This window comes from Mesonia ostreae, from assembly GCF_031845265.1.
GTDB classification, from domain to species: domain Bacteria; phylum Bacteroidota; class Bacteroidia; order Flavobacteriales; family Flavobacteriaceae; genus Mesonia; species Mesonia ostreae.
The window spans coordinates 94026-113609 of the sequence record NZ_JAVRBG010000003.1; the positions used below are offsets into that span (position 1 = coordinate 94026).

General features: G+C 34.3%; 20 protein-coding genes. 13 read left to right on the forward strand and 7 right to left on the reverse strand.

Features of this window, described 5'->3' with window-relative positions:
- Nucleotides 1-28: 28 nt before the first annotated feature.
- Complete coding sequence (locus tag RLT85_RS04000; RefSeq protein WP_311400739.1) at nt 29-802, forward strand: carboxypeptidase-like regulatory domain-containing protein; 774 nt, start codon at nt 29-31, stop codon at nt 800-802.
- A gap of 259 nt (nt 803-1061) precedes the next feature.
- Here RLT85_RS04000 and RLT85_RS04005 read toward each other — a convergent pair whose 3' ends face one another.
- Entirely contained in the window at nt 1062-1730 is a 669-nt protein-coding gene (locus RLT85_RS04005) for a TrmH family RNA methyltransferase (RefSeq protein WP_311400740.1), read from the reverse strand.
- 87 nt (nt 1731-1817) lie between these two features.
- Between RLT85_RS04005 and RLT85_RS04010 the strand changes: the two genes are divergently transcribed.
- The 5 genes from RLT85_RS04010 (at nt 1818) to RLT85_RS04030 (ending at nt 5841) form a co-directional block, all read left to right on the forward strand.
- Complete coding sequence (locus RLT85_RS04010) at nt 1818-2513, forward strand: SIR2 family NAD-dependent protein deacylase (protein ID WP_311400741.1); 696 nt, start codon at nt 1818-1820, stop codon at nt 2511-2513.
- A gap of 386 nt (nt 2514-2899) precedes the next feature.
- A complete protein-coding gene (locus tag RLT85_RS04015; RefSeq protein ID WP_311400742.1) occupies nt 2900-3544 on the forward strand; it encodes a porin family protein in 645 nt (214 codons plus the stop codon).
- Nucleotides 3545-3700: 156 nt separating this feature from the next.
- Complete coding sequence (locus RLT85_RS04020) at nt 3701-4243, forward strand: GNAT family N-acetyltransferase (protein WP_311400743.1); 543 nt, start codon at nt 3701-3703, stop codon at nt 4241-4243.
- A 199-nt stretch (nt 4244-4442) separates the two neighbouring features.
- Nucleotides 4443-4886 carry a hypothetical protein gene (locus RLT85_RS04025; protein ID WP_311400744.1) on the forward strand — a complete coding sequence of 148 codons (444 nt, stop codon included), beginning with the start codon at nt 4443-4445 and terminating at the stop codon, nt 4884-4886.
- Between the two features lie 436 nt (nt 4887-5322).
- Nucleotides 5323-5841 carry a hypothetical protein gene (locus tag RLT85_RS04030; RefSeq protein ID WP_311400745.1) on the forward strand — a complete coding sequence of 173 codons (519 nt, stop codon included), beginning with the start codon at nt 5323-5325 and terminating at the stop codon, nt 5839-5841.
- 586 nt (nt 5842-6427) lie between these two features.
- On the opposite strand, the gene RLT85_RS04035 is transcribed toward RLT85_RS04030, so the two are convergent.
- Entirely contained in the window at nt 6428-7372 is a 945-nt protein-coding gene (locus RLT85_RS04035; protein WP_311400746.1) for a DMT family transporter, read from the reverse strand.
- A 121-nt stretch (nt 7373-7493) separates the two neighbouring features.
- Between RLT85_RS04035 and purB the strand changes: the two genes are divergently transcribed.
- Entirely contained in the window at nt 7494-8831 is a 1338-nt protein-coding gene (gene purB / locus RLT85_RS04040) for an adenylosuccinate lyase (RefSeq protein ID WP_311400747.1), read from the forward strand.
- Between the two features lie 285 nt (nt 8832-9116).
- On the opposite strand, the gene RLT85_RS04045 is transcribed toward purB, so the two are convergent.
- The 3 genes from RLT85_RS04045 to RLT85_RS04055 form a co-directional block, all read right to left on the reverse strand.
- A complete protein-coding gene (locus RLT85_RS04045; protein WP_311400748.1) occupies nt 9117-9998 on the reverse strand; it encodes a universal stress protein in 882 nt (293 codons plus the stop codon).
- Nucleotides 9995-11668 carry a BCCT family transporter gene (locus RLT85_RS04050; protein WP_311400749.1) on the reverse strand — a complete coding sequence of 558 codons (1674 nt, stop codon included), beginning with the start codon at nt 11666-11668 and terminating at the stop codon, nt 9995-9997. The genes RLT85_RS04045 and RLT85_RS04050 overlap by 4 nt, the downstream gene beginning before the upstream one ends.
- A gap of 188 nt (nt 11669-11856) precedes the next feature.
- Complete coding sequence (locus RLT85_RS04055) at nt 11857-13029, reverse strand: GlmU family protein (protein WP_311400750.1); 1173 nt, start codon at nt 13027-13029, stop codon at nt 11857-11859.
- 237 nt (nt 13030-13266) lie between these two features.
- Here RLT85_RS04055 and panB point away from each other — a divergent pair, with 237 nt between their 5' ends.
- The 6 genes from panB (at nt 13267) to RLT85_RS04085 (ending at nt 17886) form a co-directional block, all read left to right on the forward strand.
- A complete protein-coding gene (panB, locus tag RLT85_RS04060; RefSeq protein WP_311400751.1) occupies nt 13267-14085 on the forward strand; it encodes a 3-methyl-2-oxobutanoate hydroxymethyltransferase in 819 nt (272 codons plus the stop codon).
- Nucleotides 14085-14435 carry an SdpI family protein gene (locus RLT85_RS04065; protein WP_311400752.1) on the forward strand — a complete coding sequence of 117 codons (351 nt, stop codon included), beginning with the start codon at nt 14085-14087 and terminating at the stop codon, nt 14433-14435. Before panB ends, RLT85_RS04065 begins: the two co-directional genes overlap by 1 nt.
- A 107-nt stretch (nt 14436-14542) precedes the next feature.
- Nucleotides 14543-15118, forward strand: a complete 576-nt coding sequence (locus RLT85_RS04070; RefSeq protein ID WP_311400753.1) for a MauE/DoxX family redox-associated membrane protein — start codon at nt 14543-14545, stop codon at nt 15116-15118.
- Between the two features lie 83 nt (nt 15119-15201).
- The gene (locus RLT85_RS04075; protein WP_311400754.1) at nt 15202-15612 is read left to right on the forward strand and encodes a hypothetical protein; all 411 of its coding nucleotides are present in this window, start codon (nt 15202-15204) and stop codon (nt 15610-15612) included.
- 26 nt (nt 15613-15638) lie between these two features.
- On the forward strand, nt 15639-16343 hold the full coding sequence (locus tag RLT85_RS04080) for an RluA family pseudouridine synthase (protein ID WP_311400755.1): 705 nt from the start codon (nt 15639-15641) through the stop codon (nt 16341-16343).
- Nucleotides 16344-16506: 163 nt separating this feature from the next.
- Nucleotides 16507-17886 (forward strand): aldehyde dehydrogenase, encoded by a 1380-nt coding sequence (locus RLT85_RS04085; protein WP_311400757.1) that lies wholly within the window; start codon nt 16507-16509, stop codon nt 17884-17886.
- Between the two features lie 106 nt (nt 17887-17992).
- Here RLT85_RS04085 and RLT85_RS04090 read toward each other — a convergent pair whose 3' ends face one another.
- Together RLT85_RS04090 and pxpB are read right to left on the reverse strand one after the other, a co-directional pair.
- Nucleotides 17993-18844, reverse strand: a complete 852-nt coding sequence (locus RLT85_RS04090; protein WP_311400758.1) for a 5-oxoprolinase subunit C family protein — start codon at nt 18842-18844, stop codon at nt 17993-17995.
- Nucleotides 18841-19569, reverse strand: coding sequence for a 5-oxoprolinase subunit PxpB (gene pxpB / locus RLT85_RS04095; protein ID WP_311400759.1), 729 nt, complete (start codon nt 19567-19569; stop codon nt 18841-18843). Before pxpB ends, RLT85_RS04090 begins: the two co-directional genes overlap by 4 nt.
- Nucleotides 19570-19584: the final 15 nt, after the last annotated feature.

A 19584-nucleotide genomic window follows, 5' to 3' on the forward strand; every position in this document is an offset into this window, starting at 1 on the left:
ATATTTACGTCTTTTAGAAGTAGATTTTATGCCTAAGTATCCTATTCTTATTTCAATCATGTTGATGGTTTTATCTTTTTCCGCGAAAGCGCAAGAAGTAGAAATTGAGGTGGTTAAAGGAAAAGTGTTAAATGCGGCAAATGACTTACCTCTAGAAGACGTAAACATTGTTAACCTTAATCAAGTAAAAGGAACGGTTTCTGGCAAAGAAGGAAGTTTTGAGTTGAAAGCAAAAGTGAATGATACTTTATACTTTTCTTACCTTGGCTATAAATCTATACAAGTTCGCGTTACCAACGACTGGACTAAGTATGGCGATGTAAAAGTAAAAATGACCGAGATTGGTATTGCTCTAGAAGAAGTAACTGTTTCGCCTTTAAAACTTACTGGTTATCTAGAAATTGATGCCAAAAATATTCCTATTTATGACAATTCTCGTTACAGTATTTCTGGTCTAAGTTATGGCTATGAAGTTGGTGACAGTCAGCCTGGCGCATTTTCTAGGACTATGTCTGCTATATTCAACCCGGCAGATTTGCTCTACAATACGTTTAGTAAAAAAGGCAGGCAAATGCGTAAATTGCGTAAAATGAAGGAAGATGACGAGATTAGAAATTTATTGCAAGAGAAATTCAATAGAGAAACTCTAGTCGCTTTATTGCAAATAAGCAGAGTAGATATTGATGAGATATTAAATAAATGCAACTACTCGGGTCAGTTTATTAAAACGGCCAACGATCTCCAAATATTAAACGCCATTAGCAATTGCTACGAAGAATACAAGGTTCTCAATAGGGATTAATACGATTATTACATATTCAAATTGGTTGTTTTTTTGGTAAAGAATTAAGACTGCTGCGCTTTTAGAAACAATCCCGAAATTTTGGGAAAGACTTAATTATAACTAATTGAAAAACAGCAGTGTTTTAATTTAAAATATTCCTTCACTTTTTATAGAATCATTTTTAGAAGAACAAGGTATGAATTTTAAAATCTTGTTAGATTTCATACATATAAGGTATCCATCAACTATACACTATATTTAATCCATAACTAATGATTTAAATTGGTTTAGCATTTTGTTCAGCTAAAAAACGCTCTATAATTTGATCGCTACTTTTGATGGTATTTTTTGCCCAGTTGAGTTTTGCATTATAAATTTCTTCTTCACTAAGCCTCCACTCTACTTCACTGCGTTTTAATTTTGAGGTAATACTTTGTAGAATAATTGCTGCGGAAACCGATATGTTTAAACTCTCTGTAAAACCTACCATAGGTATTTTTAAAAAACCATCTGCCTGTTCCATAATTTCGGTAGAAAGTCCGTCTTTTTCGGTTCCAAAAAATAAAGCGGAAGGTTTAGAAATATCAAAATCCTCTAGTAAGCAAGCGTCGTTATGTGGTGTAGTCGCAATGATTTTATAGCCTTTAGCGCGCAAAGTATCTAAACTATCTTTGGCGGTATGGTATCGATTAATGTCTACCCATTTTTGAGCGCCCATCGCAATTTCTCTATCAATGCGTTTTCTATTGCGTTCTTCAGTAATATGAACATTTTGAATTCCAAATACATCGCAGCTGCGTATTACAGCGCTGGTATTATGAAGTTGGTACACATCTTCTGTAGCAACCGTAAAATGATTAGTTCTTTGGGCTAAAACTTTTTCAAATAAATTCCGTCTACGCGGAGTTAGATAGTCTTGTAAATAATCTAAAAGTTCTTGATTCATCTTACAAAAATATAAACCCCAGTGAACTTTGCTATCGTTTACGTCAATATTTTGATTATTTTGCTGAAAACCATACTAAAAAAAGTCATGAAAAATATTGTAGTCTTAACAGGAGCTGGCATAAGCGCCGAAAGTGGCATCAAAACTTTTAGGGATGATGACGGACTTTGGGAAGGTCACGATGTAATGCAAGTGGCGTCTCCGCTAGGTTTTAAAAATAATCCAGAGCTGGTTCTAGACTTTTATAACCAAAGGAGAAGGCAATTGAAGCAAGTAGAACCTAATGCGGCACATTTGGCTTTAAAAGAGTTAGAAGAGCAATATAATGTTAGCATTATCACTCAAAATGTAGATGATTTGCACGAACGCGCTGGGAGCGAAAATGTAGTTCATTTGCACGGCGAACTGTTTAAAGTACGCAGCACCTTTGATAAAGAATTGATTTTTGATTGGAAAGAAGATTTAAATGTAGGCGATTTTTGTGAGTTCAATTCGCAATTAAGACCGCATATTGTTTGGTTTGGCGAACAAGTGCCACTATTAGAAACCGCAGCTTTAGAAGTAGAAAAAGCAGATATTCTTATCATTATTGGTACGTCTATGCAGGTTTATCCTGCTGCAGGATTAAAAGACTTTGCGCCGCCGCATTGCCAAATGTATTTTATAGATCCCCAACCAGCAATTACAGAAACTAAAAACCTAAGTATTATTGCTGAAAATGCTTCTACTGGAGTGAAGAAATTGGTGGAGCAATTGCTTGATGTGTCAAGTGATGGTGTTTGAATTAGATATTAGACCTGCCCGTAGAAGAGTTACGTTCGGGCGGGCCGGCAAAAATAGGGACTCAATTATAACTAATCGATAAACAGCAGTCATGTAATTTAAAAATCCTATCACCTGTGATAAGATAAATTTTTAAAAAGTATAAAAAGATTGATATTGTGATTGTCTCAAGGGAGCATGCTCCCTTGGAATTAGAAGGTATAAGAACAAGTCTTGACTATACCATCAGTTTTAATATATTTGCAAAAAATTAGCTAATAGTAAAGAAAAATATAAGCTTCTGCACTACTTTTATACATCAGCTCGTTATCTTAAATAATATCAAATTAAATAGTTCCTATCGTAATTAAATCGGTATAAAAACAATTTCAACCATTAGTACTATTATGCATAAAAATAAATTATTACTGCTTGTTCTAGGATTAATTTTTTCTTTTCAAATAAGTGCTCAAAATGACTTAAAAATAGGAGTTAATGCTGGAATAAATTATCCAGACGTTAGAGGACACGAATATGCAAAATACAATAATTTTAAGGTAGGATATTTATTGGGTATCAGTTTGGATTATTACCTCACCAAAAGTATATCAGTAAAAACAAATGTTAACTATGAAAGAAAAATCAGAGAATTGCAACTCTTGTATTTTCAACCTGGAGGTGATGAAATTGGAACAAAAACCTTTAAGGATATATTTGAGTATATCAACATACCTATTCTCTTAAAATACGAATTTCTAAACGCTAAGCTTTTTATAAATGGCGGACCATTTTTCAATTATTTGCTTCATAATAAAATAGAACCCAACTTTCCTAATGAAGGCAGTAACAACCAAACAGAACAGAAAAAGTTTGACTTTGGAGCCTCTTTAGGTATTGGAACTTCTATTTCCATAAATGAAAAGAATGATATCACAATTGAAGTTAGAAATGATTTTGGAATCATAGATACAGGAGGTGTTCCAGATCACGTTGAAGGAGAAGTAAAAACTAACGCTTTCAAACTGATTGTAGGTTGGAATTTAGGATTGTAGTATTTGCTTAATAAAGAACTCAGCATAACTAAAAGTTTTTCTGAATTATAAATTCTATTAATTTAAGTATTGATGTATAAGTTAAATTTGAACCCTTTTCTTCTGGCTACAGCTATTCCTTTTCTTACTTTTACCTATAAGACCAAAATCAATATAATGAATTTTAAATCCTTTCCCGAAATAACATCAGAACGGCTTTTACTTCGGAAAATAAAGGCATCAGATGCCGAAACTATTTTATTTTTAAGGTCTTATGAAGCTATTAACAAGTTTATTAAAAGACCCGAAAGCAAAAAGATAAAGACAATTGCTGATGCTAAAAAAATGATTGAAAATTTAGAGCAGTCTTTTGATAAGCATCAATCTATTGCCTGGGGAATAAGTTTAAAAGATGAGCCTCAACTTATTGGAACTATTGGAATACGAAATTTCTCTAAAAACCCAAAAACTGCCGAAGTAGGCTATGATTTAGATACTAAATTTCATCGAAAAGGAATCATGAACGAAGCATTACAAGTGCTTATTCCATTTGCTTTTAACGAGCTGAAGTTAGAAAAAATTGAGGCTTTTACGCATTTTGATAATGCAGCTTCCATACAATTATTACAAAAAAATGAGTTTCAGCTGAATAAAAAAAGAAAGGATTCCGGATATACTTCCAACATCATCTTTGAACTTGAAAATGCTAAGTTTTCCTAAACAGATAACCTTCTAATAAAAATGAATTTGTTAAGTACTGGTGGAAATTTTATCTTGAACCAGCATGATTTTTATGAGAAATATGTGAGAATAAGAATAGATTTAAGATTTTGATTATATTAGAACATGAATTCTAGTCTTTTCTAAGTAAAAAATTAAAAATTCTCCGTAGAAAATAATCTAAGCTTAAGTCTGCACATTGAAAGAAGTAATAACTCAAAAGAAAAATTGTTCGGTAGGCGTGATTCCTATCACCGAAAATTATTGCAGCAGATGCGGACAGCGGTTTACCAACAAACCCACTTCTACCTTATCCTTAATTGTATGTTTTATCTCCAATTTCTTTTCTTTAGAAAAATCTGGTTTCGCTACCATCTTTAAAATTTTAAAAAACCCAAAACCCATTGTAGAAAATTACTATTCAGGCTATAGAAGGTATCATGCCAGTCCTGGAAAAGTTTTACTCTATGGGATTGGGGTGATTGTTATACACGTTTACTTTGTATATGAAGAAGAACTGGGAGTTTCAAAAACCGGTAATATTCAACAGCAATATTTGTTTTGGATGGTACTTATACCAATTTTCTTTTTATTTCCTACTTCACATTTCTTAGGCAAATTAGAAGTTTTTCTAAACATCTAATTTCTTTCAGTTATATAGCTCCTTCAATATTTATTGTAATCACCATTTTGAGTGATTTTTTTATACTTGTTTTAAATTTAAAAATTCTATTTGGCAATTTGTTTTTATTTTACTTATTTTTATATGGAATAGTAGGGTTTTTAGCAATAATAATAAGAAATTTTCTATGATATGGAATACGCTCATTCAAGTTATCATATTTTCTGGAATTCTTGCTTTACTATTTCTATTTTTAAAAGAAACGAAAACTACTGAGATCTAATAAATAACATTTACAACCAGAAAAATGAGATGTTCTATATGTGCACATGAAATTGAGCTAAACTATTGTCCCAACTGTGGTCAAACCTATAAAGATAAAAGAATTACAGGCATTTCAATTCTTCAAGATTTATTTGGAAATCTCTTTTCATTAGAGAAGTCTTTTACTAAAAATATGAAAGTAGCCTTAATGAAACCCAAAGAGCTTATTTCTAACTATTGGAAAGGGTTTAGAGGCTATTATTACAGTCCCAGTAAATTTTTAACCATCGCTTCTGTATTTGTGTTATTACATTTTTTATTAGCAAAAGATTTTTTAGGAATCACGTTTACAAGTAACGTTTCAACACATTTTGCTTTCCTTTTTATGAATATTGCTTTGTTCTCTTTAATAAGTTTTGTGGTGTATAAAAAATACAAGAAAAACTATAATGAACATTTAGTCTTAAATATTTATAACGTTAGTCTGTGGTCCATTATTTTTGTCCCCATTTCTATAGGCTTAAATTTTATTGAGATTAGAAATGAATATAAAATGGCATTTTTTATTTTGTACCTTCTCCTCATTTTTATATGGAATTCTAAAGTTTTTCAAATGGTTATATTCAAACGAGTTCTTTATATAACGCTTAATTTTATTCTTTTATTTTTGATTGTTTTCTTATTGGTATATTACACAGGAAGTATGAAATAGACCTAAGTTTTTTGAATGAACAAAGTAGATAACTCTTAAAAAGCACTAAAGGAACTTCTATAGTAACTTGTGTACAAAAAATCAATACACATCGCGAAAATAGAGTGATTTTCATCAACCGCCTTTTAAAAAGCCCCGAATTAATTCTACAAGTCATCGCTATTGCAAAAGATGAACGTCAAGAAGTTTCAGGAAAAGCTTCGAGAGCTATAGAACTGGCTTACATTCAGAATAACAAGCTCATTTTGAATCATATAATCTATTTTTGAGATTATTGAAAGCAATAAACGAGATGACGTCATCCGTCCAATGGCTAAAATTTTAGAAGTTTGGGTACTGAATCACTTCAGTAGAAAACCAATCATAGAACTTCGAAAAAAACAGAAAGAAAAAATAACTTCTATAGGTTTTGACTGGCTAATTAGTTCACAATAAACAGCTTCACAAGCTTACCGCACGCAAAGTCTTTATTTATTAGGAAAGCAAAACACTTGGATTCATTCAAAATTAAAACTTATCCTAGAACAAAATTATGCTCAAGGTTCTTACGGATATCAAGCTAGAAGTAGAAAAATTTTAAGCAAGATTAAAACTCAGCCACTAGCTTTCTCTTCTTTTTCTTAAATTTCAGCAGTTGAGGGATAGGCGTTGAAATAAAGGTAAATCCTATTCCTGTGAGTAAAATAAGTCCGCCTATCAACATTTGTAAGGTAACAGGTTCCGATAAGAAATACCAAGCCAAAATAGCAGTAAGCAACGCCTGTCCTAAAAGTGACAAACTCACGCGGGTTGCACGCATTTTACTAATGGCAAAGTTAAGCGCAAACCAAGCGAATAACTGACAAACCAATGCTTGAACAAATAACACCAACCAAGCCGTATTACTAAAACCGTAAAAAGCTTCGCCTGCGACCCAATTTAATATTCCTAAAAAAACGGAAGAAGCAAATAAGTTAATCAGCATAAAAGTGGGAACGTTGGTTTTATCCAACACACCTTTGGAAGTTAAAAAATACCACGAGTAAAAAATTCCAGATAAAATCCCGAAGAGAAAAGCGCGATCAAATTTCATTTCCACAAAAAACTGAAATCCGACAATGGTTACCATTCCCAATAAAGCCACCAGCGTTCCTATCCAAAAGTTGAGTTTAGGTTTATCGGCGAGTACAAAAAAGGCTCCTACGCCAACCCAAATGGGCGATAAGTTGGTGAGCAGTGTCGCTTGTGTGGCGCTAGATTCTTGGATGGCAATATTCCAAACCGCTACATCGGCACCAAATAAAACCCCACATAAAGCAGAAAGTAATGCTATTCTTAGCGTTGGTTTTTGCCATTGTTTGGTTAAAAACACCACAGGCAATAAAAGTACAAAGGCAATCGCCATTCTATAAAATGCCGATATAAGTCCAGAGGTTAAACCTAATTTTACCAAAATAGGGAATATAGAAATACTCACAATCCCCGCTACCAATGCAATTCTGGCTTTATTCATCGCTCTAAAAATAATCGGCAAAATTAGTTGATATTCCATCAATTGCACTCTGTTTTACCTCAACTTTAACGTGTTAAAAAATGAATTTTAATTTATTAAATGAAGATTTTACACTCCCCTAAAAACAAGCTATATTTGCAGGCTTAAAACACACACAACTATGCACACGTTACAAGCTATTTCTCCTATTGATGGTAGATATCATTCTAAAACCGAAAAATTATCCGCTTTCTTTAGCGAAGAAGCTTTAATCAAATACCGCATTAAAGTTGAAATTGAGTATTTTATTGCGCTTTGTAACCTGCCTTTGCCGCAATTAAAAAATGTAGATGCTGATTTGTTTCCGCAGTTGAGAAAAATTTATGAGAATTTTTCTAGTATAGATGCGCAGGCGGTCAAAGAGATTGAGAAAGTAACCAACCACGATGTAAAAGCTGTGGAGTATTTTATAAAAGAAAAATTTGATGCTTTAAATTTACAAGCTTATAAAGAGTTTATTCACTTCGGATTAACTTCACAAGACATCAACAACACCTCGGTTCCGCTTACGTTGAAAGATGCTTTAGTAAAAGTCTACCACCCATTATTGGAAGAGGTTTTAGAAAAGCTTAAAGCGATGGCAAAAGATTGGGCACATATCCCACTTTTGGCAAGAACTCACGGGCAACCGGCCTCTCCTACCCGTTTAGGAAAAGAAATTGAAGTGTTTATCGTGCGGTTGGAAGAGCAAATCAAGAGCTTAAAAGAAATCCCTGCCGCTGCTAAATTTGGCGGTGCTACGGGAAATTTTAACGCACATCAAGTGGCTTATCCAAATCAAGATTGGAAAGCTTTTGGAAATCATTTTGTTGAGCAAATTTTGGGAATGAAGCATTCTTTTCCTACCACCCAAATTGAGCATTATGACTTTATGGCGGCAACTTTTGATGCCTTAAAACGTATTAACACTATTTTAATCGATTTAGATCGTGACGTTTGGACGTATGTTTCTATGGATTATTTTAAACAAAAAATCAAAAAAGGAGAAGTGGGCTCTTCGGCGATGCCACATAAAGTAAACCCGATTGATTTTGAAAACAGTGAAGGAAATTTAGGAATTGCCAATGCATTATTTGAGCATTTATCAGCAAAACTTCCTATTAGTCGCCTGCAAAGAGATTTAACCGACAGTACCGTATTAAGAAACATTGGCGTACCTATAGGCCACACCATGATTGCTTTGGCTTCTACTTTAAAAGGTTTAAATAAATTATTGCTGAATGAAAGCAAACTCAACGAGGATTTAGAAAATAATTGGGCCGTCGTAGCGGAAGCGATTCAGACGATTTTAAGAAGAGAAGCTTATCCTAATCCTTATGAAGCTTTAAAAGGACTTACGCGTACCAACGACAAAATAAACGCTAAAAGTATAGCCGATTTTATTGAAACCTTAGAAGTTTCAGATGAAATTAAAACCGAACTCAAAGCCATTACGCCGCAGAATTACACGGGGATTTAGAGGTTAGTTTTCACCTCTAGATCTCAACCTTATTACTAAAAAAGCCTTTTTGATGAAACAAACATCAAAAAGGCTTTTTTATATTTAGAAAGTTTAATATATAAGCATTTATATTGAACGGTTACCTAAACTGCTAATTCTCTTTTATTTAAAATATTTTCTACCCTTAATTGAAGCACAGGAGAGAACTTTTCGTTTTCTAAAAGTAGATTTTGAGTGCTCTCTACAATGCTTTCTTTTAAGCCGCTAAACCTAACCCATAGATTAATTTTAGTAATCTCCGGTTTACTTCACTACAAGCAAAGGAGTCTTCACTGCACGAATAATTAAATCGTTAGTAACACTACCAATAAAAAGAGAAGTAAGGTTATTTGCACCTCTAGCGGAAACAATAAGCAAGTCAAAATTTTGATTTAAGGCGAAATCTTCGATCACTCCTGCTACCGAATTTTCTTCTCTATCTAACTCATGAAAATTTACATTCTCTAAAGTCATTTGATTTTTCTTACGGAATTGTCTCGTTTTCTCTTGCAAGTTTTTTTGTGTTTTATCTACCGCCTTTTGTGTATTGATATAAGGATAGAAAAAAGAAGGAATGTTGTACACATGAATAGCTTCTATTTTTCCCTTAGATTTTTTCGTTAAGTGTTTTGCCGCCTGAAATGCTTTTACAGAAGCATTACTAAAATCTGTAGCTACCAAAATCTTATGCAATTGATATTTGGTTTCTTCGGGAATCATTAAAATCCCGGCATCTATCATACGTACCAATTTTTGAGTTAATGCACCCGTACCTTGCAACTCGCTTTTATAACCTACCAACAGTAAATCTATACTGTATTTTTTGCTTAGATGCTCTAAAATACTTTCGGTATAATCATCAGAAGTGATGGCTAAAGTGTAATCTGTCTTTCCAGTATAATTTTTGGCTATAGATTTCTCTAAGGCTTCCTCTACAATTTCCTCTAGCGTAATACCCTCTTCTAGCAAATCTTCATAAAGATTATACAATTTGGAACGTTTGATGTTATGCGTAAAATAAAAATGTTCAATGTTTAACACCTCACTTAAATAACTAGCGTAGCTTAGCAAGGTAGAATCCATTTTTGTAAGATCTAATGCCAACATTACATTTTGTTGTTTTTTTAAAGGCTCTTTCTTTTTCATTTTTTCTCTTCTGTATTACTAGCCGATTGCTCTTTAAGACTAGACTTATTCTTCTTTTCTTTTTGAGCACGTGCTTTTTCTACCAGTTCTAAAATATTTTTACGATACACTTCTTTCTCTTCCAATTTCTCTTCGCGCTCTGCTTTTTCATAATCCTCTTTTAGACCAGAAAGTAATGAAAAACACATCATCACCAGTAAAATAGCAAAAGGAAGACCAGAGATGGTGACGGCAGTTTGCAATGCGTTTAAACCACCACCGTACATTAAAACAGCAGCAACCGTTCCTGTAGCAGCTGCCCAAATAACCCGTTGAAAAGCTGGAGTTTTTAATTTTCCGCCAGAGGTAATGCTGTTAATAACCAAAGCTCCGGAGTCTGCCGAGGTGATTATAAAACTACAAATAAGTACTACTCCCAAAATTTTTAAAAGTATTGCTAACGGAAATTTATCAAAAAACACGTATAAAGCTGTAGAAATATTATCATTTACCGCAGCAATCATCAAAGTATCGCCTCCTAAAATATCTCGCATGGTGATTCCGCCAAAGGCGCTAAACCATAAAAATGTTACCAAGGCAGGTAAGATAAGCACACATAAAATAAATTCTTTTATGGTTCTACCTTTAGAAATTCTTGCGATAAAAATACCAACAAAAGGGCTCCAAGAAATCCACCATCCCCAATACATAATGGTTCTTATTTTTTGCCAACTGGTGCCTTGTAAGGATTCCGTCCAAGTAGACATATCCACAAAATGAGTAAGATAACTCCCTATGTTTTGAATATAAGATTTAAAAATAAAAGTAGTAGGTCCTAAAACCAATACCAATAAAAATATAGCAAGCGCTATGCGTACGTTTAACTGACTCAGTATTTTAACGCCTTTATTTACTCCACTAAACGCTGAAACCGTAGCCGCAGCCGTAACCGCTATAATGATAAGAATTTGGTAAAACAATGAGGTAGTCATCCCAAAAACATGGGTGAAACCAGCATTAATTTGTCCCACCCCAAAACCAATGGTAGTCGCCAAACCAAACATGGTAGTAATAACAGCCATTACGTCAATAACATCTCCCATCCAACCATAAATTTTGTTCCCTAAAATAGGATAAAATACAGATCTAAAGGTGAGTGGCATTTTTCTATTAAACGTAAAATATGCCAATGATAATCCTACTACAGAATAAATTGCCCAGCCGTGAATACCGTGGTGTAAAAATGAAAAGTTAATGGCTTCTTGTGCAATCAATGCAGGTTCTTCTCCTGCCAATCTTGGTGGTCTTATAAAATCTCGCACAGGATCTGCAATACTAAATAAAACCAAGCCGTTACCTACTCCAGCACTAAATAACATGGCAAACCAAGACCATCGATTAAATTCGGGTTTGGCATTTGCACCACCTATTTTAATTTTGCCAAATTTACTTAGTGCTATGTAAATACAAAAAACTATAAAAATGTTTACAGATAAGGTATAAATCCATCCGCCTTTATCTGCCACATAATCTTGTGCAATACCAAAATAGCGTTCTGCATCTGCTTCAAACACCAATGTAAAAACAACGCTGCATATAATAATGGCAATTGCCGCAAAAAATACAGTTTTATTCACAACCAAACCAAGAAATTTGGACGTGGGATCTTTTCTGGTAACTTTTGCTGCCATATAGTATAAAGTTTTTTTGATAAAAACCCCTGAAAAATTCAGAGGTTGTAATGAAGGTTATAGTACGTATAAAAATTCGTCTGTGAACACAATTTTAAACTTAAGTACAATTGCTAAGAAAAATTAAAGGCTCTGGCCGAAAGATCAAAACCTTTAATTTTTAGACGTACTAAATTTTTTACTGAATTCTACTCTCTTCGGAATTTTTTAGTTTCTTCAAAAACATGTTCTAGAATTGCTTTGTCTTCTTCCGTAAAGTCAATACTGCGACGTTGCATCACTTTTTCGGCAACTTCAAAAGCTTTGTTGGTTTTGTAGGTTGTAGTTCCATTACTTCCGCCCCAACTGAAACTCGGGATAAAGTTACGCGGAAATCCTGCTCCAAAAATATTAGCACTTACGCCCACAACGGTTCCCGTATTAAACATGGTGTTGATTCCACATTTGGAATGATCTCCCATCATCAATCCGCAAAACTGAAGTCCTGTGGGAGCAAAACGCTCGGTTTCATAATCCCACAAACGCACCTCAGCATAATTATTTTTTAAATTGGAGTTGTTGGTATCTGCGCCTAAATTACACCATTCTCCCAACACCGAATTTCCTAAAAACCCATCGTGTCCTTTATTAGAATATCCCATAAGAACAGAATTATTCACTTCTCCCCCCACTTTACAATGTGGGCCCACAGTTGTGGCTCCGTAAATTTTAGCACCCATTTTTAGCGTGGCGTGATCACAAAGTGCAAAAGGTCCTCTCACGGTACAGCCTTCCATTACTTCAGCATCTTTTCCTATGTAAATAGGTCCGCTAGAAGCGTTTAATGAAGCCATAGTTAACTTCGCTCCTTCTTCTATAAAGATTTGCTCTTTATTAACGCAAAAAACTCCTTCAGGAATTTCAACAGAAGTTCGGTCTTTGGTGAGTAAAATAAAATCAGCTTGAATCGCTAAATCGTTTTTAGCAAAAAGATCCCAAGAATGAACAAGTATTAAAGGTTCTTTTACCACTTCAATAGTTTCACATTGATCTAAATCTACTTCTTCATCTTCCTTTGTTCTAAAGGCGATGTATGTATCTTTAAAAGTTAAAACTTGATGTTCTTTTAAGTTTTTTATTTGCTCTACTAAACTTTCTGATGGGCAAACAGCCGCATTGATCATGGTATTTTGCTCCATCTCTACCATAGGCCAACGTTCTGCCAAATAATCTTCGGTAACGGTGGTTGTGGTGGTTTCTAAGAATTTTTCCCATTTTTCCCGTAGGGTTAAAATCCCAAAACGCAAATCGGCTACGGGTTTGGTATAGGTAAAAGGAAGCAATTGCTTTCTTGCCGCTCCATCAAATAATATATAATTCATCCTCATTGTAATTTTAGAAAACAAAGGTAAGGAAGTTTTTTGTAGCTGCTTTTTTTAGGATTTTATTTTTATTATGGAAAATGGACTTGGAAATAACTTTACGGAATTAATTTCACATAGAAATACTTCCACGAAAACGAAAAAACTGAAAATATCAGCTATATAATTCTAGCCTTTTTGTTTTTGATGTTGACTGACTTATTTACTACTTTTACGATAACTTAAAATAGAAAATGCATGTCTGTCGCAAAAAAAGAATATAAAAGAGTAACGGTAAAATCATTAGTAGATATGAAGGCTAACGGAGAGAAAATCTCTATGCTTACGGCTTATGATTATACTATGGCAAAAATTGTAGATGGTGCCGGGATTGATGTTATTTTGGTAGGAGATTCTGCCTCTAATGTGATGGCGGGGCACGAAACTACCTTACCCATTACCTTAGACCAAATGATTTATCACGCTTCTTCTGTAGTTAGGGCTATTGACAGGTCGCTTGTTGTGGTAGATTTGCCTTTTGGAAGTTACCAAAGTGATCCTAAAGAAGCTTTGCGTTCTGCGATTAGAATTATGAAAGAGAGCGGCGGCCACGCAGTAAAATTAGAGGGCGGAAAAGAAGTAAAAGAATCTATTAAGCGGATTTTAAATGCAGGAATTCCTGTTATGGGGCATTTAGGCCTTACGCCACAATCAATTTATAAATTTGGAACGTATACTGTAAGAGCTAAAGAAGAAGAAGAGGCTAAAAAGTTAAAAGAAGATGCTAAACTCTTAGAGAAAATAGGTTGTTTTTCTATTGTTTTAGAAAAAGTACCTGCCAAATTAGCGCAAGAAGTGGCCGAAAGTGTTTCTATTCCCGTAATAGGAATTGGCGCTGGTGGTGGCGTAGATGGTCAAGTTTTGGTGGTGCACGATATGATTGGAATGACGCAAGAGTTTCACCCTCGTTTTTTACGCCGTTATCTAGATTTATATACTGAGATGACTACTGCTTTTCAGGAATATAATAAAGATGTAAAATCGTCTGATTTTCCTAATAAGAAAGAGCAGTATTAATGGAGAGCACTGTTGTAGGTCCGTTTTTGCTTTTAGATGCATTTACAGGCGTAGTTTTTATTCTTTTGGGTTGGGTATTGTATAAATATCCGCCCAAAGAAATCAATTCGCTTTATGGCTATAGGACCTCAAAATCTATGAAGTCTCAAGAAGCTTGGGACTTTGCGCAACAGTATTCTGGCAAGTTAATGGTGAAAACAGGTGCTTTTTTGTTGGTGGTAGGTGTATTGGGAGCTTACCTAATTCCTATTTCTTTTATATGGGAAATATTTGTTGCTATTTTTGCATTTTCAATTGCGATTCTAGCCTTATTTTATTTTACCGAAAGTGAATTGGATCAAATCACTTAAACCCTAATTACGATGTAAATTAAACTCTTATTTAACTTTACTACCCATTGAATACCTTTACAAAATTTGACCTAAAAATCTTAAGACTTTGTTCTATAGGTCTAATTATGGGTATTTTTATCTCTTTTCCGCTATGGACCCAAGATAGATTATTTCCCTTACTACCCGTTTTCAAATTCTTAAACTTGCCAAGCTTTATTGGCAATTATTTAATTTATGTTCTATTAGGTGTATTGACTAGCCTTCTTTTTTTTCCAAAAAAAATTACTGTTTCTCTTGCTTTACTCTTACTACTTGCTTTAGGTTTAGAAGACCAAATGCGTTGGCAACCTTGGGTTTATATCTATTTGCTATTTTTTTTAGGTTTTATTTTTCGCATTCCGCCTTCCAATCGGCTGTTTTATTTTCGGTTATTACTCATCAGTATTTATTTTTGGAGTGGCATCCATAAAATAAATTCGAATTTTGTAGATCATATCTTTATTCCCATGGCTAGAGATGTGTTTATGTTACACCTTCCTAAATATAGAATTATTGGCTACGGCGTTTCATTGTTAGAAATAAGTATAGGCATTGGATTAGCCTTTAAACTTACACAACGCTACGCTTTTTTTGCACTTTGTGCGCTTCACATGATCATTCTTTCGTGGGTGAGTCCCTGGGGTAAAACCCTAATCAGATAATTATTCCTTGGAATTTGGTAATGATGGGATTAAGCTTTTGCTGTTTTTATTCTAAAGCAACATTAAGTTTCTCGCAACAATTTATGAAAGTACCTTTCCGTAAAGCTAAGAAAGCGCTACTACTTGTATTTTTCTTATTACCGCTTTTATCTTATATTGAAATGTGGCCTTACTATTTCTCATTTCATTTATATTCTGGCAAAGGCCAAACTTTATCTATAGCATATAAAGAAGCTCCTCTTGAGGTGCCCAAAAAATATTATTTCCATTCACCTAAATATACTCGTTTTGAGAGCTCTAAGGTCATTAACTTAAACAAATGGTCTTACCAAGAATTAGGAGTTCCTGTACCCTCCAATCTGCATATTTTTCAACAACTGGCTGCGTATTTTTGTACTTTTTCAGAAAAAAACAAACCTACATTTTTGCTCTATAAAACTTTAAATTATCAGGGAGAATATGAAGTGTATACTTGTGATGAATTTGATTTATAGTTACTTTTGAAGCTAAATCATTTCTTTTGAGTAAAATCGTTTCTACGCCGCAAAACTTACACGTAATTTATGAAGACAATCATCTTATTATGATCAATAAACGTGCAGGAGATTTAGTACAAGGCGATAAAACAGGAGATCTTCCGTTAAGTGATGTTGTGAAAATCTACCTTAAAAAAAAATACAAAAAGCCTGGTAATGTATATCTAGGAGTGGTTCATCGCTTGGATCGTCCCACCACGGGAATCGTTTTATTCGCCAAAACTTCCAAAGCTTTACCCCGATTGAATAAAATTTTTGCCGAAAGAAAAAACCAAAAAACCTATTGGGCGATGGTACAAAAAACGCCAAGCCCTAAAAACGGCACTTTGATACATTACCTAAAGCGAAATCCCAAACAAAATAAGTCTTATGCGCACGTTAACGAAGTTCCCGAAAGCAAAAAGGGAATTCTTCATTACAAAACCTTACAAGAATTAGATCGCTACACCTTACTGGAAATAGATTTAGAAACCGGTAGGCATCACCAAATTAGAAGTCAGCTTTCAAGTATAGGCTCTCCTATTAAGGGCGATTTAAAATATGGTTTTAACCGAAGTAATCCCGATGCCAGTATTCATTTACACGCCAGAAAATTGACCCTCGTACATCCTGTGCAAAAAGAGGAAATGACTTTTATCGCGCCGCTTCCTAAAGATCCACTTTGGGATGCAGTAAAAGATAAGTATTAAAATAAGCGTTAAAAACTCGCTCTTCTTTACGGATTTGTTCTCGTTTCACTTACTTAGATTCAGGATAGTTACATTTTGATTCTTTAATATTTATTTCTAATTTTCTAAAAAACCTGAAATTAGTCAGTCAAAATGGAATCCAACAAGTCAATCTCAGCATCTCATGAAACAACATATACAAGAATTACACGCCCAACAAGTCGATTTTTTTCTTGAAAATAATCCGTTTTCTCTAAAACAACGCATTCAATTGCTCAAAAAGCTCAAAAAAGAAATCAACGCACAGGAAGACGCAATTATAGAAGCTCTAAAAGAAGATTTCAGTAAACCCGCTTTTGAGTCGATGGTGACAGAAGTGGTTGTCGTTTATAAAGAATTAGACCTCTTTATAAAAAACCTTGAATTTTGGTCTAAACCCGAAAAAGTGAGTTCTAGTCTACTCAATTTCCCCTCTTCAGACAAAATATATCATCGCCCGTATGGGAATGTGTTGATTATCGCACCTTGGAATTATCCTTTTCAATTGGCTATAAATCCACTTATCGCGGCAATCGCTACTGGAAATACGGTTACTTTAAAACCTTCTGAACTTACACCACATACCGCATCACTTTTAAAAAAGGTGATTAACAAAGTCTTTACGGAAGAGCACGCTGTGGTTATTCAAGGCGACGAAGAGGTTGCCCAACAACTACTCAATTTAAAATGGAATTTCATCTTTTTTACTGGAAGCGTTGCTGTAGGAAAAATAGTAAATCAAGCAGCGGCAAAAAATCTAACGCCAGTCGTTTTAGAATTGGGAGGGAAAAATCCTTGTATTGTAGAATCCACAGCAAAAATACAACTTACCGCCAAGCGTATCGTTTGGGGTAAATTTTTAAATGCGGGACAAACCTGTATCGCACCAGATTATGTTTTAGTTCACAAAAGCGTTAAACCAGCACTTATAAAAGCTTTAAAAGAAGAAATTATAGCTTCTTACGGGAAAAACACCATCGATTCTCCAGATTATGCCCGAATCATTAACTCATCACATTTTGAGCGTTTAGAATCCTTAATTGATGAAGAAAAAGTTGCTTTTGGCGGACAAACAGATGCAGAATCAAATTTTATAGCTCCTACGTTAATCGAGGAACCAGCGCTTAACGACAAAGTGATGGGAGGTGAAATTTTTGGCCCCATTCTTCCAATTATTTCTTATGATGAAGAGCGGGAATTGAAAAAAATTATTAGTTCCTATGCTGCTTCATTAGCTTTTTTCGTTTTCACGGAAAATAAAGATTTCGCTGAAAATATTATGGCACAGTTTCCTTTTGGCGGTGGCGTTATCAACGATGTAGTAATTCATTTTGCTAATGAAAAATTACCTTTTGGAGGCGTTGGAAATAGCGGAATTGGCGCTTACCATGGCAAACACAGTTTTAACTGCTTTACGCACCAGCAATCTGTAGTAAACCATAAAACTTGGATAGATATCCCTTTTCGCTACGCGCCTTACGGAAATAAACTCTCTTGGATTAAAAGGTTTAAAAATTGGCTTTAGCCAATTGTTGTTTAAAAACTCCCCTCCTTAAGCAAGGAGGGGTCTTTTTCACTTGTGAAAAAGTGGTTGGTTGTGATAGCCTCTACCCTTATATAAATAATCCCAACTAATAAATACATTTAAACTCAACCTTATCCCCTTGTTTCTTTTGCGACAAGATTTGTATACTTTCTTCGGTTAATTGAAAAATTCTAGGATAGCCTCCCGTAGTTTGCGCATCTCGCATCAAGATAATCAAACTTCCATCGGGCGTTAACTGTACCGTTCCTGGCAAAACGGGCTGTGAAAGCATGCCTTCTAAAGAATTAGGGAATTGCTCGTCTATTTGATACGCCATTCGGCTATTGTTTTTAGAGATGGTCAACATTTGTATTTGCAACTGAATTTGTAGTTCGTTCGAGAGCCTGTCCCATTCTGGACCCTTATACACTTCTAAGACTTTGGAAACATAGCGTTTAATGTCATATTTTATTCCTGCAAAATTCTGTGGTAAATCTTCTGATTGTAAATCGAAGGGCAAAGTTTCTCCTTTTTGTAAGCCTGCATAGCTCGTTATTGGGTAATACTGACTTCGGCTTTTAAGAAACTCTTTGGTTTTAAAGCCACCAGAAATTGCTATATAAGCTCGAACCCCTTGCGTGATCTGCTGAATGTGCAGTTGATCTCCTTTATCAACCAAAAAAGGCTTCAAAAGCTCTATTTTTTGACCGTTTAGCGTTGCTTGGGCTTCTATTCCAACAACTACGATTAAAACTTCTTCTTGAAATTCTAAAATTGGACCTAATAAAGTTAGCTCCATTACAGCTTCAAACTCTTCATTTCCTACTAAAAGATTAGCCATTTTAGCTGAATATCGATCCATCACTCCGCTTTGCGGAACTCCCCATCCCGCAAAACCGAATCTTCCCAAATCTTGGACGCTCGATAATAATCCTTCTTTGATCACTTTTACACTCATCCTTTTATATTTTCAATTTTGTATGCTCCCATCTCCACTTGTCTCAAAGTTTCTTGATGCTCGTTTTTAGAAATAGATTTAAATCGAACTTCATCTCCTGGTAAAAAAGGAGAAGGAGAAGTTTGAGAGCTATCAAATAATGTCAACGGACAATTACCAATAAGTTGCCATCCTCCTGCTGAATTTTGAGGGTAAATTCCGGTTTGTTTTTCACCAATTCCTACCGCTCCTTTTTTCACATGTAAACGCGGTGTTTTTTTACGCGGAATTTGAAGTGTTTTAGGCAAGCCTCCTAAATATAAAAATCCAGGCAAAAAGCCGATAAAATATAACGTATAAATAGAAGAAGTGTGAAGCTTTATAAATTCTTCTGAAGACAGATCTTTGTCTTGGCAAATTTCTTCCAAATCCAATGCAAATTCTTCTTCATAACAAACGGGAAGAATATAAGTGTTCACCTTCATTTTTTGATCAAAATTGATATTCAAAAGCAATTTTTTCAATACCGATATTTCATCATAAGTATTTTCTATACCTAAACCATAATTAATTAATAATGAATTATATGTGTTATTTACCTCAACATTTGATTTAATATAATTTTCTTGTATTATTTTTTTGCATTGCAGGATTTCTTTCAGTATATCTTTCTCTATTATTTCTTCCCAAGAGATAAGAATTGCTCTTTCTCCCAAAGTTTTAAAAGTAAGTTGATCCACTTCCATAGCTTTATTTTTATT